Origin of the sequence: Allolucifera butyrica, from assembly GCF_900476375.1 — a bacterium.
GTDB lineage: Bacteria > Bacillota > Negativicutes > Sporomusales > UPPP01 > Lucifera > Lucifera butyrica.
Window position 1 is genome coordinate 22,143 of sequence record NZ_UPPP01000088.1, and the last position, 13,309, is coordinate 35,451.

17 protein-coding genes are annotated in these 13,309 nt (G+C 46.1%); 3 read left to right on the forward strand and 14 right to left on the reverse strand.

Annotated features, from left to right (window positions below):
• Nucleotides 1-96 precede the first annotated feature (96 nt).
• The 12 genes from LUCIF_RS17950 to LUCIF_RS18005 form a co-directional block, all read right to left on the reverse strand.
• Entirely contained in the window at nucleotides 97-684 is a 588-nt protein-coding gene (locus LUCIF_RS17950; RefSeq protein WP_122629264.1) for a DUF1836 domain-containing protein, read from the reverse strand.
• Nucleotides 685-872: 188 nt separating this feature from the next.
• On the reverse strand, nucleotides 873-2,003 hold the full coding sequence (locus LUCIF_RS17955) for a S1C family serine protease (RefSeq protein WP_243638758.1): 1,131 nt from the start codon (nucleotides 2,001-2,003) through the stop codon (nucleotides 873-875).
• A gap of 89 nt (nucleotides 2,004-2,092) precedes the next feature.
• Nucleotides 2,093-3,229, reverse strand: a complete 1,137-nt coding sequence (locus LUCIF_RS17960; RefSeq protein WP_122629265.1) for a sensor histidine kinase — start codon at nucleotides 3,227-3,229, stop codon at nucleotides 2,093-2,095.
• A complete protein-coding gene (locus tag LUCIF_RS17965) occupies nucleotides 3,222-3,920 on the reverse strand; it encodes a response regulator transcription factor (RefSeq protein WP_122629266.1) in 699 nt (232 codons plus the stop codon). The genes LUCIF_RS17960 and LUCIF_RS17965 overlap by 8 nt, the downstream gene beginning before the upstream one ends.
• Nucleotides 3,921-4,205: 285 nt before the next feature.
• The gene (locus LUCIF_RS17970; protein WP_122629267.1) at nucleotides 4,206-5,087 is read right to left on the reverse strand and encodes a CsgG/HfaB family protein; all 882 of its coding nucleotides are present in this window, start codon (nucleotides 5,085-5,087) and stop codon (nucleotides 4,206-4,208) included.
• Between the two features lie 242 nt (nucleotides 5,088-5,329).
• Nucleotides 5,330-5,758 carry a Fur family transcriptional regulator gene (locus LUCIF_RS17975; protein WP_122629268.1) on the reverse strand — a complete coding sequence of 143 codons (429 nt, stop codon included), beginning with the start codon at nucleotides 5,756-5,758 and terminating at the stop codon, nucleotides 5,330-5,332.
• A gap of 206 nt (nucleotides 5,759-5,964) precedes the next feature.
• A complete protein-coding gene (locus LUCIF_RS17980) occupies nucleotides 5,965-6,336 on the reverse strand; it encodes a NifB/NifX family molybdenum-iron cluster-binding protein (RefSeq protein ID WP_207858021.1) in 372 nt (123 codons plus the stop codon).
• Nucleotides 6,337-6,415: 79 nt separating this feature from the next.
• The gene (locus LUCIF_RS17985; protein WP_122629270.1) at nucleotides 6,416-6,784 is read right to left on the reverse strand and encodes a NifB/NifX family molybdenum-iron cluster-binding protein; all 369 of its coding nucleotides are present in this window, start codon (nucleotides 6,782-6,784) and stop codon (nucleotides 6,416-6,418) included.
• Between the two features lie 71 nt (nucleotides 6,785-6,855).
• Nucleotides 6,856-7,773: an ATP-binding protein gene (locus LUCIF_RS17990; RefSeq protein ID WP_122629271.1), complete on the reverse strand. Its 918-nt coding sequence runs from the start codon at nucleotides 7,771-7,773 to the stop codon at nucleotides 6,856-6,858.
• Entirely contained in the window at nucleotides 7,770-8,618 is an 849-nt protein-coding gene (locus LUCIF_RS17995) for a nucleotide-binding protein (protein WP_122629272.1), read from the reverse strand. The genes LUCIF_RS17990 and LUCIF_RS17995 overlap by 4 nt, the downstream gene beginning before the upstream one ends.
• A gap of 17 nt (nucleotides 8,619-8,635) precedes the next feature.
• Entirely contained in the window at nucleotides 8,636-8,881 is a 246-nt protein-coding gene (locus tag LUCIF_RS18000) for a DUF5320 domain-containing protein (protein ID WP_122629273.1), read from the reverse strand.
• A gap of 114 nt (nucleotides 8,882-8,995) precedes the next feature.
• Complete coding sequence (locus tag LUCIF_RS18005; RefSeq protein ID WP_122629274.1) at nucleotides 8,996-9,427, reverse strand: DUF134 domain-containing protein; 432 nt, start codon at nucleotides 9,425-9,427, stop codon at nucleotides 8,996-8,998.
• Nucleotides 9,428-9,610: 183 nt separating this feature from the next.
• On the opposite strand from LUCIF_RS18005, the gene LUCIF_RS18010 reads away from it, so the two are divergent.
• Nucleotides 9,611-10,255, forward strand: a complete 645-nt coding sequence (locus LUCIF_RS18010) for a hypothetical protein (protein ID WP_122629275.1) — start codon at nucleotides 9,611-9,613, stop codon at nucleotides 10,253-10,255.
• Nucleotides 10,256-10,321: 66 nt separating this feature from the next.
• On the opposite strand, the gene LUCIF_RS18015 is transcribed toward LUCIF_RS18010, so the two are convergent.
• A complete protein-coding gene (locus LUCIF_RS18015) occupies nucleotides 10,322-10,774 on the reverse strand; it encodes a GNAT family N-acetyltransferase (RefSeq protein WP_122629276.1) in 453 nt (150 codons plus the stop codon).
• 266 nt (nucleotides 10,775-11,040) lie between these two features.
• On the opposite strand from LUCIF_RS18015, the gene LUCIF_RS18020 reads away from it, so the two are divergent.
• Entirely contained in the window at nucleotides 11,041-12,021 is a 981-nt protein-coding gene (locus tag LUCIF_RS18020) for an MBL fold metallo-hydrolase (protein WP_122629277.1), read from the forward strand.
• A 78-nt stretch (nucleotides 12,022-12,099) separates the two neighbouring features.
• On the forward strand, nucleotides 12,100-12,933 hold the full coding sequence (locus tag LUCIF_RS27520; RefSeq protein ID WP_122629278.1) for a methyl-accepting chemotaxis protein: 834 nt from the start codon (nucleotides 12,100-12,102) through the stop codon (nucleotides 12,931-12,933).
• Between the two features lie 100 nt (nucleotides 12,934-13,033).
• Here LUCIF_RS27520 and LUCIF_RS18030 read toward each other — a convergent pair.
• Nucleotides 13,034-13,309 (reverse strand): IS3 family transposase (locus tag LUCIF_RS18030; protein WP_165866056.1); only part of this gene is annotated, 276 nt, incomplete at its 5' end.

A 13,309-nucleotide genomic window follows, 5' to 3' on the forward strand; every position in this document is an offset into this window, starting at 1 on the left:
TCTAGAACTATTCATTCCCTCCCGCTATCAGGTCTATGCGTGCCGGACTCCCGCACTGGCAGGTAAGAACTGCCAATCGAGCCTTATCAATGCCGTTTAAAAGTAACGGTCAATAATCTTTTCCGCCAGGCGTTTCGCCGCATTGGCCTGCGCAATAAGCACCATAACCGTTAAAAATAAGTCTGCCATCTCCCGGTTATCGGCATTTTCAATATCCAGCGTTTTTTGCCGGATGTATTCCCACTTCTCGGGAAAATGGCTGCTAAATTCGTCTAGTTGGTTTTTCTTCAGTTCCAGATAAATATCATAAATCGTCTCCAGGGAAATAATATCGTCTTCCGTTGTGGACATATCCCGCAGGACGGGCTGAAACAACCGCTTTATGTCCTGAATAGTCAGGACATTTTTTAAATGATACATCAGAATCAGCAACATGACATGTTCTTTATTATACTTTTTGTTCTTAGGCGGTACAAGGAGTTCATCTTTGGTATAGTTGTTCACCATAGTTTTGGTAAAAATCTTATCGTTTGCCTCGCGTTTGGACGACTGCAGCTTCCCGTTTAAAAAAGTAATCAGCTGATCCATATACAAATCCATAGCGGGTATATCCGTCCCTTTAATATCCTCCGACAGACAAAGCGCGTCAATTAAGCCGCAAATATCTCCCCGGTCCAATTTCATTGAACTTCCCTCTCTTCCAGTTACAAACGGCCGCGGCAGCTTGTACCAAATTTCTACATTCTCTGTTGTTGCTCAAAATCCTCTACCTTTTCCGGTTCAGTAAAAGAACGTTGCGGCCGCCTTACAGCAGCCACAACGTTCTTAAAAACATCGCACCTTCTGCTTAACGGAGCCTGGTAAGCTCTGTTTTACTGCTGTGACGGCATTTCTTTCAAAACAACGTGAATTTTATGCTCATCGCCATCCCTTAGAACGACAACGATCACCTTTTCGCCCACTTTCTGAGCATCCACGACGTCCCGCAAATCGGCCACCGTATTGGTTTGCTGGCCCGCCACACTAAGGATAATATCCCCCTTGAGGATGCCGGCTTGCCCGGCCGGACCGTCCGCTTCCACTTTCGCCACGTAAACGCCGCGGGCCAGTTGCAGGTCATAACCGTAAGCAGCTGCACTCTTATTGTCCATTACGCCGACCCCCAGATACGGTCTGACGATATGTCCCTTGGCAATCAGTTCCTTTATAATAGGCCTTGCCATATTAATCGGAATGGCAAATCCCATCCCTTCCACTCCCGGCACGGATACTTTGGCGCTGTTAATACCGACTACCACTCCGTCGGCATTAACCAGAGCACCGCCGGAATTACCGGGATTGATCGCCGCATCGGTCTGAATGAGCTTAAATTTCCGTTCGCCGATTTCTATGGACCGGTTGAGAGCGCTGATAACCCCGGCCGTAACACTGCCCTGAAATTCCAGCCCCAGGGGATTGCCGATGGCAATTGCCGGTTCTCCCACTCTTAGTGTACTGGAATCGCCAAACTGAGCCGTCGGCAATCCCGTAGCATCCACTTTTACAACAGCCAGATCGGTTACCGGATCGGCGCCCAGGACCTTGCCCTGCATTACCCGTCCGTCGGCCAGCGAAACCGTGATTTGTTCCGCTCCTGCCACTACATGATTATTAGTGACTATATAGCCGTTGGAATCAAAGATAACTCCCGAGCCGACGCCCTGTTCCACCAGTGTCTTGCCTTGAAAAGGATCCATGGCGTACGCTTTGTTGGTAATGCCCACAACCGCCGGCCCAACCTTTTCCGCCGCTCTCACAACTGCCGTATCCCGGTTGGCGGAAAGCTCCGCCTGCGCCTGAGCCGTTGACGGCTTCAACATTCCCTGCAGGGAAGCTATGGCTTTCTGTTGCGACCTGAGCAACCAGCCGTTATTATAACCCAATGTAATGCCGCTGCCAACCACAGCACCGAAAACGGCAACCAAAAAATATGCTGTCAGCTTTTTATACATAGTCTTATACATAGTCTTCAACCTCCAAACTTCTGGTTTCTTACATGGTAACAAAAGATTATGAAGAAAATATGAACAAGTTATAAAAAATCAATGAATTTTCAAGTTTCCTTTACCGGTAAATAAACATAAAACGTACTGCCGCTGCCGACTTCGCTCTTTACCTCCACAAATCCGCCATGGACGCCTACCAATTGCTTTACGATCGCCAAGCCGATTCCCGTCCCCCCGCTTTTCCGGTCCCGGGCTGTATCGGCCCGGTAAAAATGATTAAAGATGCACGGTAAATCCGCCGGCGCAATTCCTGAACCGGTATCGGCCACCGCCAGCATGACCCAATCCTGTTCCCGGCGCCGTTCAGGAGAAACGGTAACCGTAATCAGGCCGTTTTCCGGCGTATAACGGAGCGCGTTGGCTAATAAATTATAAAGCACCTGATTGATCCGCCGGCTGTCGCCAAATATCGGCGGCACCGGTGCCAGCCGGGATTCCAGACGAATCTTCTTTTCTTCCGCCAGCGGCTCCAGCATATGCAATGCCCGGGTAACAATGAGACTGATATCGACCGGTTCTTTATCAAGCTGCAATTGACCGGCTTCCGCCAGGGATAAATCCCGCAGGTCATGAATCAGCTTGTTCAAATGAGTCGTCTCTTCATATAATGACCCCAGTTGTTCTTTGTCATTGGCGACGACCCCCTCCAGCATTCCCTCCAGATTGCCCTGAATCACCGCCAGCGGCGTCTTTAATTCATGGGCAATATCGGCCAGCAGACGCTGCCGCAGGCGGGTATTTTCCGCCAGCGCCGCCGACATGCGGTTAAAAGCCTGGGCCAGTTGTCCCACTTCCCCGCGGCTTTCCACCTCTACCTTCTGGTCAAAATTACCCTTTTTAATCTCTTCTGTGGCCATACTCAGCTTGCGCAGGGGCACGGTTATGCTCCGGGCCAGCGCATAACTGGTCAAAAGGCCAATGAGCGAAATAAAAGCCCCCACGCCTATCAGCGATTCGTGCATAGATGACAGAAAATCCTGCTCCGGCCGGCCGATTATAACACTTTGCCCGTCGCGGGTAATATAAACAACCACATCTCGGCCGCCGTTATTCATGTGATACGCCAGCAGATACTGCTGAAAATGAAAGTTCATCTGCTCATTGGCCAGATAGGTTAAAAGCAGGACCGTGCCCATAATCAACAGAAACATCAGGCCCATAATCCGGTATAGAATACTATTCATTCACGTCACCGGTAAACTTATATCCTACGCCGTAAATCGTCTGAATATACTGCGGTTCTCTGGGATTCGCCTCGATTTTCCGGCGTAAATTTTTAATATGGGCATCGATAGTTCTTTCATATCCGTCAAAAGCAAATCCCTGAACTTTCTCGACAATTTGCAAGCGGCTGAACACCCTGCCTGTATTCACCGCCAGTAACTCCAAAATTTTAAATTCAGTCGGTGTTAAATCCAGAACCTCACCCTGCAGCGTCACTTCATACCGCTGCCGGTCAATAACGAGGTTGCCGACCCGGACCGTCGACGCTTCCGGTGAATCGGCCATTTTACGGGTGCGCCGTAAAATGGCCCGGGCCCGGGCTACCACCTCGCGAGTACTAAACGGTTTGGTTACATAGTCGTCGGCACCCAATTCCAGTCCAATCAGCCGGTCCGCCTCTTCGTCCCGGGCCGTCAACATTAAAATGGCCACATCGCTTTCCTGCCGGAGGGTGCGGCATATTTCCCAGCCGTCCATTCCCGGCAGCATTAAGTCTAGAATGAGTATATCCGGTTTATTTTCCCGGGCCAGCTTAAGCGCCCGGAGTCCGTCATGAGCCAGCAGCGTGTTAAACCCGTCCTTTTCAAAGTATACCTGTAACAACCTGGCCAGCTTCTCATCATCATCCACTATCAGCGCAGTGTATTGCATCCTTGACCGCCTCCCTTCCCCCAGCTTCTCTTTGTCTTTATATTTTGCCTGCTTCCGGCCGGTTTCCTCCCATTATAGCAGGGTAATATGAAGAAATTATGAAAAGATGGAGCAACGCCGGGTTTTGGGCGCTGGAAATTGGGGATTGAATGTTGTTGGAATAGAAAAAAATTGGGGCTGTCGCACTAAGAAGTTAGTGTGACAGCCCCTTTGTTTTTACTGCCGATAAAATAATTGGGAAACACCGCCAATTAGAAGCAAAAAGGATGTCCCCATGCTTCTACATTAAGGCAGTATAACCCGCATACCTTCAGATATATCACTGGCAGATCCGCTAATCACTGAACAAATGGCCACTTTTTCTTTCACCGTATCTACTTGTACTCTTGCCACTTCATTAATGGTTTCATCCAAGACTTCACCGCTTGTCGGGTCCTTCAATACTTTAGAAGAACCGATAATAAAAGTCTGACCGGCTGTAACCCCCTCGCGGGTACCACGATTGATATAAATGTTGCCATTGTCATTCAGGACAACCGTTCCGGTCCAGGGAATGCTCGGAAGTTGATCGGTCATCCATTTTGCCGCCTGACTGATGGCATTTTCCACCGCCTTGCCCATGTTGTCCTTATGCTTATTACCGAATACACCGCCGATACCGTTGCCATAGCCGCCAATCAGCACCCCGCCGCCGTTGGATTTACCGACGATACTCTTGGAAGCCAACACCCGTCCGGTAGCCGCTTCAACAATATACATAGTAACATTAATTTCGGCCTCGGACTGAGAACCACCAATAATAAACCCGCCAATGCCGATACCGCCGCCGCCGCTGCTGGTGTTTTGCACATGAGTAATAACGCCTTTAACCAACAGTTGAGCAGCAGTACCTCTGGAATTACTTTCGCTGGCAGCTTCAGCCCGCATATCCTTTTCAGCTAAAACAATAAATTTACCGGATTGATTTAGTACATCCGTCAACACCGCACCATAGGCATCACCAAGGTTGTATTGGCCGGTCCAGTTGGAGCGGTTTTCAAAGTTGGATACCGCAATTGTATACCTAAGTCCGCCTGTTGCTGCAGCCGCAGATGCGTTTACGGGTGTACCGGCACCAAGTAATACTACCACGCAACTTGCTAAAATCATACTGAGAACTTTTTTCACGCAAGATCCCCCTTTGTTGTAATGGTTATTATATGTATTTCAAAATAAATTCATTTCTTTTTAGGAAAATCCTTTCTGTAATTCCAAATATGTCTATATCTATATAACTTTCAACTATTCTGTAAGAATTAGTAAATTTTCTTTATGGCTGGATATATGCTATATATTCTGCGAGACTAGCAGGCGGTTACAGCATCTAGCCTTATAGTATCTTGCTGATTCTGTATGGCCTTCTGTTTCTCTTATTTTGGGGTTGTCATGCATTTACGGCAATAGCCATACAGTTCAAAAGAATGACCAACAATCTGAAATTCCGAACCTACTTCTATTTGTAGGCCTTTTTCGTCAACCGGACAGTAATTGAGGCAATTGGCTTCGCCGCAGCCAAGACATACGAAATGATGGTGATGTTCGCCAAGGGCCAATTTGAATAACTTTATGTCCTTTCCCGGTAAATTGACCTGGTTTACCACCCCCATGCCGACAAGTAAATTGAGATTTCTATATATGGTATCCAAGCCTACGTCCGGGTTGTCCCGCTTAATATCGCTATAAATCTCTTGTGCGGTAATAAATTTATCGAGCTTAAGCAAAGATTGTATTACGATTCGACGTTGCGGCGTAATTTTACATCCCCGCTCCCGCAATTTCTGTATAATCTCTTCGGTCATCAGATCACCCCCAATAGCTCTATACTAGCCTCTTCCAACGATACTATAGCGTACCCCTATTCCGTGATGCGTACTGCCCCTGATTTCTGTCTACAGGTCTTTTCTGTCTACAGGTCTTTTCTGTCAACTCTTGTTCCAAAATTATTCCTTTTATTTAGGTATGTATAAGGCGCACCTGGTTATTCCTGATGCGCCTTATTACCTGTCTAGTGGCTGCAGCTATGGCCCTCATGATCGTGATCGCAGGCATTGCCCGCATCGACAAGTTCGCCGCTCAGATAGAGGGTGACAAGGTTTTCCGGTTTGTCGGAAGGCGCGCCGCATAAAACTTTTATACCGCGCTGGCGGAAAATCTCCTGGGCTGCTTCGCCCATGCCGCCGACTAGAATATCAGTACAGCCCTGGTCCGCCACCCAGTTGGGGATGACGCCGGGCGCATGGGGCGGCGGGGTCAGGGTCTCCTGTTTAGCAATTTTGCCGCCGGCAACTGTAATGATAGCAAATTGTTGGTAGTGCCCAAAATGAGCACAAAGTTTTCCTCCGGCTAAGGGAATGGCAATTTTCATACAAATCAGCACCTTTCTGTTGTTTAAGCAAGCTCTGTTTTGGAAGTAACAAGTCATTTGTTCTACAATATAAATCGTCCGCCAGTTTTGATTATCTTTTTACATCCAATGCATTGGGCACGGTGACGGTGGCAAGTTTTCCTGCCAGGAAGGCCGCCAGGGCGTCTTTTACATCGCCGTTCATGTCACCGAATGAATACATCTTAACCTCTCCGGCATCAAGCACCTTAAAGGCTTTGGGTCCGACATGGCCGGTGATCAGCACCTTAGCACCGGTTTTTAACAAGAATTGACCCGCCTGGATACCGGCCCCATGGGCCGCTTCAAGATTTTGGGTGTTCGGCAGGCAGTCCCAGGTATCTTTCTCTTGGTCGTAGAGGACGAAATAGTCAGCCCGGCCGAACCGGGAGTCGACCTGTGCCTCACGGTCCTGGCCGTGGGCTGTAATGGCAATTTTCATAACACTTTCCTCGCTTTCTGTTCGTTATTCTTATATCCTATCCTTATGGTCTGAAATTACCGCGAAATAGTTCAGTGAAATGGGTTAAGAGACCGCCGGAAAAAAGGAATCCCGCTTTTAGTCGCTGGAATATTCAGCTGTTTCGCGATACTATGCCACATTTCAGTTATGCATTCCCGGGCAGCGGTATCCGCCACTTCCAATACGGTTTTTCCCGACTGCACAGCAGTGCGAAAACTGTCACTGTAGGGGAGTTGGCCAACAACGGAAATTTCCCGGTCATGGCACCAGCTTATGATATGCTGTGTATTTTCCGGATGCAGCGTACTTTTATTAATGCATACCGCCATAGGTAAATGAAAATGCGCGGTTAAATCGGCCAATCGCTGCAAGTCATGTATGCCGGACAAGGATGGTTCCACTGCGGCCAGAGCTAAATTGGCGCCCGACAGAGCGGCGATCGCCGGACATCCAATGCCGGGAGGACCGTCGGTGATGATTAGCGGAAGATGCTGAGCTTCCGCAACCCTTTTTCCCTCTTGCCGCACTTTACTGACCAGTTTGCCGGAATTCTCGACGGCAAGTCCTAACTCGGCGTGGATCAATTTTCCAAACCGGGAATCGGAGATAAACCAGTGTCCGGCTTGCTTTTCCTTCATGCTGATAGCATGAGCCGGGCAATTAAAAGCGCAAACGCCGCATCCCTCGCAATTTAAGGGCGTAGTAACGACGCCGGCGGTAATGGCGCTAAAACGGCAAAGTTCGGTGCACCGGCCGCAGTTGATACAAGTATCCTTGTCGATATACGGTTCAAATCCCGCTTTGAATTCATGCGTTTCCCGGATAACCGCGCCGCTAACCAGATGAAAATTGGCAGCGTCCACGTCGCAGTCCACGATCACCTTTTGCGGCGCCAGAAAGGCAAGCGCGGCGCTGATGCTGGTCTTACCGGTACCGCCCTTGCCGCTGACGACGACTAATTCTTTCATGCTTCCGCACTCCTTTCCTGCCTGAGTTGCCGCCAAATACCGGCAGCAACGGCGCGAAATTCGTCGGATATTATGCCGGCGGCATATTGCCGGGCAAAGGAAAGACTGTGAGGAATTTTAGCCAATACCGGAATCCGGCGGTCGCGGCAAAGTTCTTCGACACTTTCGTCGCCGGCCCCATCGCTCTTATTAATCACCACACCGGTCGGTATCCGGAGGAGACCGGCAATATTCATGGCCAGCTCCAAATCATGCCGGCCAAAAGGCGTCGGCTCCGTGACCAGGATGCAAAAGTCGCTGTCTCTGACGGCATTGACCATAGAACAGGAGGTGCCGGGCGGACAGTCGAAAATAACATCGCCGCCAAGCGACATCGCCTTCTGTTTAATAGCCTTGATAAGCGGTACGCCGCTCGGCACACCGACATTCAGCGCACCGCTTACAAGCCGAAGGCCGGGAATTGTCGTTGAAATCCCGGAAGTAATGACGCCGACCGGTTTTCTGTCTTCCGCGATCGCACCCTGCCGACAGGCCAGCAGGCACCCGCCGCAGCTATGGCACAATTCATCGAACACCAGGGCCTTATCCCCGGCGACCGCAATGGCGTTAAACAGGCAGAGATCTGCACAGGCCCCGCAACCGTTGCATCGGTCGGCGTCAATACGGGGAACCATGACGGCCACCTCCTTCCCTTCTCCTTCCCAGGTTGGTTTAAGAAATAAATGACAGTTAGGTTCTTCCACGTCACAGTCAATTAATGTTATCTGCTTATGAGCAGCGGCGAGCAGCAGGGCCAGCGTAGTCTTGCCGGTGCCCCCCTTGCCGCTGGCAATGCTGACAAACACATCGATCCCTCCTCCGGTCACTCGGCTTTACGGTTTTGTTTTGCTAAGTTGCGCAGATAAGCTGCTTGCTCTTCCAGCCGGGCCGCCTGGTCTTCCAGCACATCCGGGTTTACGGCGGGGTTGCCGGCGAATTCAAAACCGCGCCCGATACCGCCTCGCATACCACGACCAAAACCAAAGCCACGGACAAATCCCGGGCAGCCTCCGCGGCCGCGGCCAAAGGGTCTGGTACCCCAAGGTCCGGTTCCATCTCCTCTTGGCATAGGTTTCACCTCCCTTCGTAAAATTTACGAAATATATTTCATAATCAAATCAAAAAAATGTTAGCAAAGAGATATAGATTAAGAAATATATTTCATAATAACGACAAAAAAATATTATCCTTGCCGCATAATATCCCTAGATTCGCAATTCGGGCATTGCATATCCATACCGCTTTGCCCCGCACCGTGAAGTACATCCCATTCGCGGCTACATTGTTTGCAAATAAAATGTCGTAATTCATTTTTATGCGGATGGTCCAGACGGTATGAACCGCCCTCTATCGTAAGAGCTTTCCCTTGCCATAGCGCAGCTGCTACCTTTTGATGAGCTTTATTAATTAACCGGTGGAAAGTAGAATGAGAAATACCCATCTTTTCCGCCGCCGCACCTTGACTCATCTGTTCAATATCGAAGAGTCGTAAAGCTTCCATTTCCTCGAGGCTAATTACAACCTCTTCCACATTCCGCATGGGAACTCCCGCCGGCTTGTAGTGTGTGATTGCAGGTATCTGTTCTATACGGCGTTCTTTGTATGGTCGTACCATAGTCACCCCTGTTATGAAATATATTTCATTTTAAATATAACATTTCCAGGCATGCATGTCAATATACATGATATTCTTATTTACCTTATTCAGGTTCAACAGGCGAACAGAACTATTAATTTCGAAAGGATATTTAGCATACTTCAGGAATTATATCCTAAAAATAGAAATTTGGAGCTTACCATGGAATATATTCATAAATGTATTAACTGTCATACGAAACGGGCTTTGTTGATTTTTGCACTAATATTTAGCCTGGCAAACATCAGCATTTCCCTCGCTGAAGAAGCTGGCTCCACGAATACCAAACCGCCCGAAATGCTTGTTTACTATAATTCTTGGCCTGGCGACCATGAAAACCCACTCTTCAAGAATCTTAAGATGTCTCCTAAAAATCCAATCAAAATTTATGCGTTCAAGAATTTAAACAGCCAAGTCATAAAAACCGTTCAGCCCGGTGAGCCGGTTACCTTAATTACTGCTGATTATCATACTTTTCCGGCGAACTCATCCGTTCAAGTTTTGAAAGAGCAATCCGGCTTAAAACCAGGTGACACTTTTTATCTAATGAGCTATATTGGCGGCGGTGAATGTCTCGCATGGTATAACAATACCGTCCTTAATGTGCCGGCCGAAGGAATTGAAGGTACAAGCTTCTATAAAGAACAGCGTCTGGATATTCCTATGTGGGCTAAGTTAACCGGTAAGCTGCCTCCGGCCCCCGTTCTTTGGCTATATGTGGCAACGACTGATAATAAATTTGGCTGGATTCAGTTTGGTTCCTATAGTGATTGGAAACAATTTGGTTATTCAATACTTACCTATTGATACTGGATTAATGATGTAATTTGAAGCGAACAAACACTATGTGCAGGTTTACGTTTAACACTAAGACTATAAATGCTTTTGCATACAAATTGAGTCTTTGAGTTCTTTATATTGTCCATAGTTTTCCATTACCGAATAACCTATTTGGTTATATAATCCAATCGCTTCAACTAGAGGTGCACCCGTTTCTAAAACCAATTTGCAAAAGCCTTTTTCGCTGGCACGCTTTTCTAATAAACTCATTAACTGTTTTGAAATCCCTTTTCCTCGATACTCTTTTTTTAAAAAGACACGTTTAACCTCTGCTACCCCATTTTGATAAAGTTTAAAACTCGCACATCCGACAGGATTCTCTTCATCATAGACTAAAACTACATCATGTATATCCTCAAGAGTGTTGTATTGAATATACTGGGCCCGTTTTTCTTCTCCCCCTGCAATTTCATTAAGATAGTCATCTAATAACCGGCACAGCTTAACAAAGTCCTGATTACGGCCGTCGGTGTATATAAAATTCATTGTTCCCCTCCCAAGTCAATTAAAATTGGTTATTCGGATTACCTAGTTGAAAAACATAAATATACTTCTTTGTCAAAGCCTGCATCCCCTTTTAAATCGATCCGGTTGTTGCAGGATTTTCCAGGCATTGGCAATCAACTTATCATTGAACGTCAGAAATAAGGAAGGGCCAAAATTTCAAGGGATTTAATTTATCGATTGTATGGCAAGTGGCCTTTTACGTAAAATCGCAGTTATGCTTAGCAAAATTAAGGAGGTATCTACTTATGTCCACAGATAATATGACGAAAATCGATATCGGCCGGATCAAAGGCCTTAAGGTTAAGGTGATATCCGAAACAGGCTGGTTCAACAACAAGGTTCTGCTTAGTGATATTGAGAAAGCTGGCGGCATGTCGATAAGCCAGTACGAAATTCCCTGGACGGATACGGGAGTCAAAGAAGGTTATAAAGGGAACAATGCGGGCGGTTTTTCCACCCTCATCGAAGTCGAACTGTTAGACGGCTCTAAGAAAAAAATTCTGCTAGATACAGGTTGGAATCCTTCCTGGATGGAGAAGCGTTTCCAGGAAGAAGGAATCGACAAAATGTTGACCCGGAAAGAAATTGATTTCATGGTCTGCAGCCATGAACACTTCGACCATTTCTGGGGCATCGAGGCCACTACCAAGTATTATCCGGACATCCCCATTTACGTTCCCCGGGGATTTTATCAAGAAGGTTTTGACTTATTACAAGGAAAAGCATTTCTCAAAGCTAACGTAAAGAATGCTTATCCCCACACTGGTAAAATCACGGTCTTAGACTCAGGCAAAGTAACTCAGCTTTTCCCCGGCGCAGCTTTAGTAACATTTGATGTACCGATTATCTGCCGGGTATTCGGCGAACAAGCCTTCCTCTTTAATATCCAAGACAAAGGGATTGTTCTTATTACGGGTTGCTGCCATATGGGTATTATCTCTTTTCTACAGTATGTAAAAGAAACTATTGCCGGCGGAGAGAAAATATATGGTATCCAGGGAGGACTACATATTTCGCCTTTCGAGAACTTGGAACCTCAATATGATGCTTTCATCCTTTCGCTTCGAGATTACGGCATCGAAAAAATCGCTTCTAATCATTGCACCGGTTATTTAGCTGTGGAAAAAATGATCCAAGCCAATTTACCTGTTATTAAAGGAACTGCAAGAAATGGAAGCAAGTGGAACAGTTATTTAGGCAATGGCGACGAACTCATTTTTGCCTAAACTTTTATACCTTTTACAAGATTTTCAAATTTATTATCAAACAATGTATTATTAGGCAATTATACGGGAGGAATCGTAATGATTAACAGTCTAAGTGATAATAAACTAATTGAATCATTCTACAATTTGATTCCCTATTTTAAACATTATTTCGAAGATGAATTAATATTTACCATATCCAACACGGAAAACTTCTTACTTGTGCAAAATAGTGAAAATATTAGGCTATCATCAAAAACCGGTGATAAAATTCCTGTCGGTTGCGCTGCTTACGAATGTCTCAAACAAAAAAAGCCTGTTTCAATTCTAGTACCTGAGCATGTATTTGGAGTATCCGTCAAAGCAATGGGTGTACCCGTATTTGAAAATGATGAAATTGCAGGCACCATCGTAATTGGAAAAAGTTTAAGCAAAAAAATGAAAATAACGAACATGTCCAAAGACTTATCGGAAGCGTTGTCCCAAATTAATAATACCGTAATTGAAATGTCCTCAAATATAGAAAATATATCTAAAACCAACTCCGATATCGGAAGTTTCGTTGAAAAAACAAAAACAGAAGCAACAGAAACCGATGATGTTCTAAGATTTATTGGTAATATTGCAGGTCAGACCAACCTGCTCGGTTTAAATGCGGCCATAGAAGCAGCAAGAGCCGGTGAACAAGGTAAAGGATTTTCCGTTGTTGCGAATGAAATAAGAAAACTTTCTCAATCAAGCAGTGATTCCATCAAACAAATAAATACTATACTTCAAAACATTCAGAATTCAATTAATGAAATCTATAATCGATTTAATAGCTCCAATACGGTATTAGAAAGCCAAGCGTCCAAAATTAAGGAAATTTCAGCCAGCATTGAAGAATTAAGTTCTATAGCTCACATATTAAGACAATTTTCCGAAGAAATCTAAAAAGACAGGGTGACGGTTGAATAAAGTGCCCCCTGTCAAGTAGACAGTAAAAAAACAAAAATTTTTATGATGCCAACTGAATTATGGTTGGCATCATTGTTTATGCAGCTGTACTCAAAAGATACTGTCTGTACTCTAGCGGAGCCATACAGTTCAGTCGCTTTTGATAACGATGGTTATTGTAGTACGATATGTATTCACTGATTGCATCTTCCAACTCATCGTATGAACGGAACTTTTTTAGATAATACATCTCTGATTTCATCATTCCCCAGAATGCTTCCATGGGACCGTTGTCTATGCATCTTGAAACCCTGGACATGCTTTGTGTCATCTCTGCATCAACAAGCTTTTTATGAAAAGTCTTACTTGTATA

What these genes read in the sequence shown, in the direction of transcription:
- LUCIF_RS17950 (WP_122629264.1), bottom strand. Translation starts at nt 684, where the DNA reads ATGAAATTGGACCGGGGAGATATTTGCGGCTTAATTGACGCGCTTTGT.
- LUCIF_RS17955 (WP_243638758.1), bottom strand. Translation starts at nt 2,003, where the DNA reads ATGTATAAGACTATGTATAAAAAGCTGACAGCATATTTTTTGGTTGCC.
- LUCIF_RS17960 (WP_122629265.1), bottom strand. Translation starts at nt 3,229, where the DNA reads ATGAATAGTATTCTATACCGGATTATGGGCCTGATGTTTCTGTTGATT.
- LUCIF_RS17965 (WP_122629266.1), bottom strand. Translation starts at nt 3,920, where the DNA reads ATGCAATACACTGCGCTGATAGTGGATGATGATGAGAAGCTGGCCAGG.
- LUCIF_RS17975 (WP_122629268.1), bottom strand. Translation starts at nt 5,758, where the DNA reads ATGACCGAAGAGATTATACAGAAATTGCGGGAGCGGGGATGTAAAATT.
- LUCIF_RS17985 (WP_122629270.1), bottom strand. Translation starts at nt 6,784, where the DNA reads ATGAAAATTGCCATTACAGCCCACGGCCAGGACCGTGAGGCACAGGTC.
- LUCIF_RS17990 (WP_122629271.1), bottom strand. Translation starts at nt 7,773, where the DNA reads ATGAAAGAATTAGTCGTCGTCAGCGGCAAGGGCGGTACCGGTAAGACC.
- LUCIF_RS18000 (WP_122629273.1), bottom strand. Translation starts at nt 8,881, where the DNA reads ATGCCAAGAGGAGATGGAACCGGACCTTGGGGTACCAGACCCTTTGGC.
- LUCIF_RS18005 (WP_122629274.1), bottom strand. Translation starts at nt 9,427, where the DNA reads ATGGTACGACCATACAAAGAACGCCGTATAGAACAGATACCTGCAATC.
- LUCIF_RS18010 (WP_122629275.1), top strand. Translation starts at nt 9,611, where the DNA reads ATGGAATATATTCATAAATGTATTAACTGTCATACGAAACGGGCTTTG.
- LUCIF_RS18015 (WP_122629276.1), bottom strand. Translation starts at nt 10,774, where the DNA reads ATGAATTTTATATACACCGACGGCCGTAATCAGGACTTTGTTAAGCTG.
- LUCIF_RS18020 (WP_122629277.1), top strand. Translation starts at nt 11,041, where the DNA reads ATGTCCACAGATAATATGACGAAAATCGATATCGGCCGGATCAAAGGC.
- LUCIF_RS27520 (WP_122629278.1), top strand. Translation starts at nt 12,100, where the DNA reads ATGATTAACAGTCTAAGTGATAATAAACTAATTGAATCATTCTACAAT.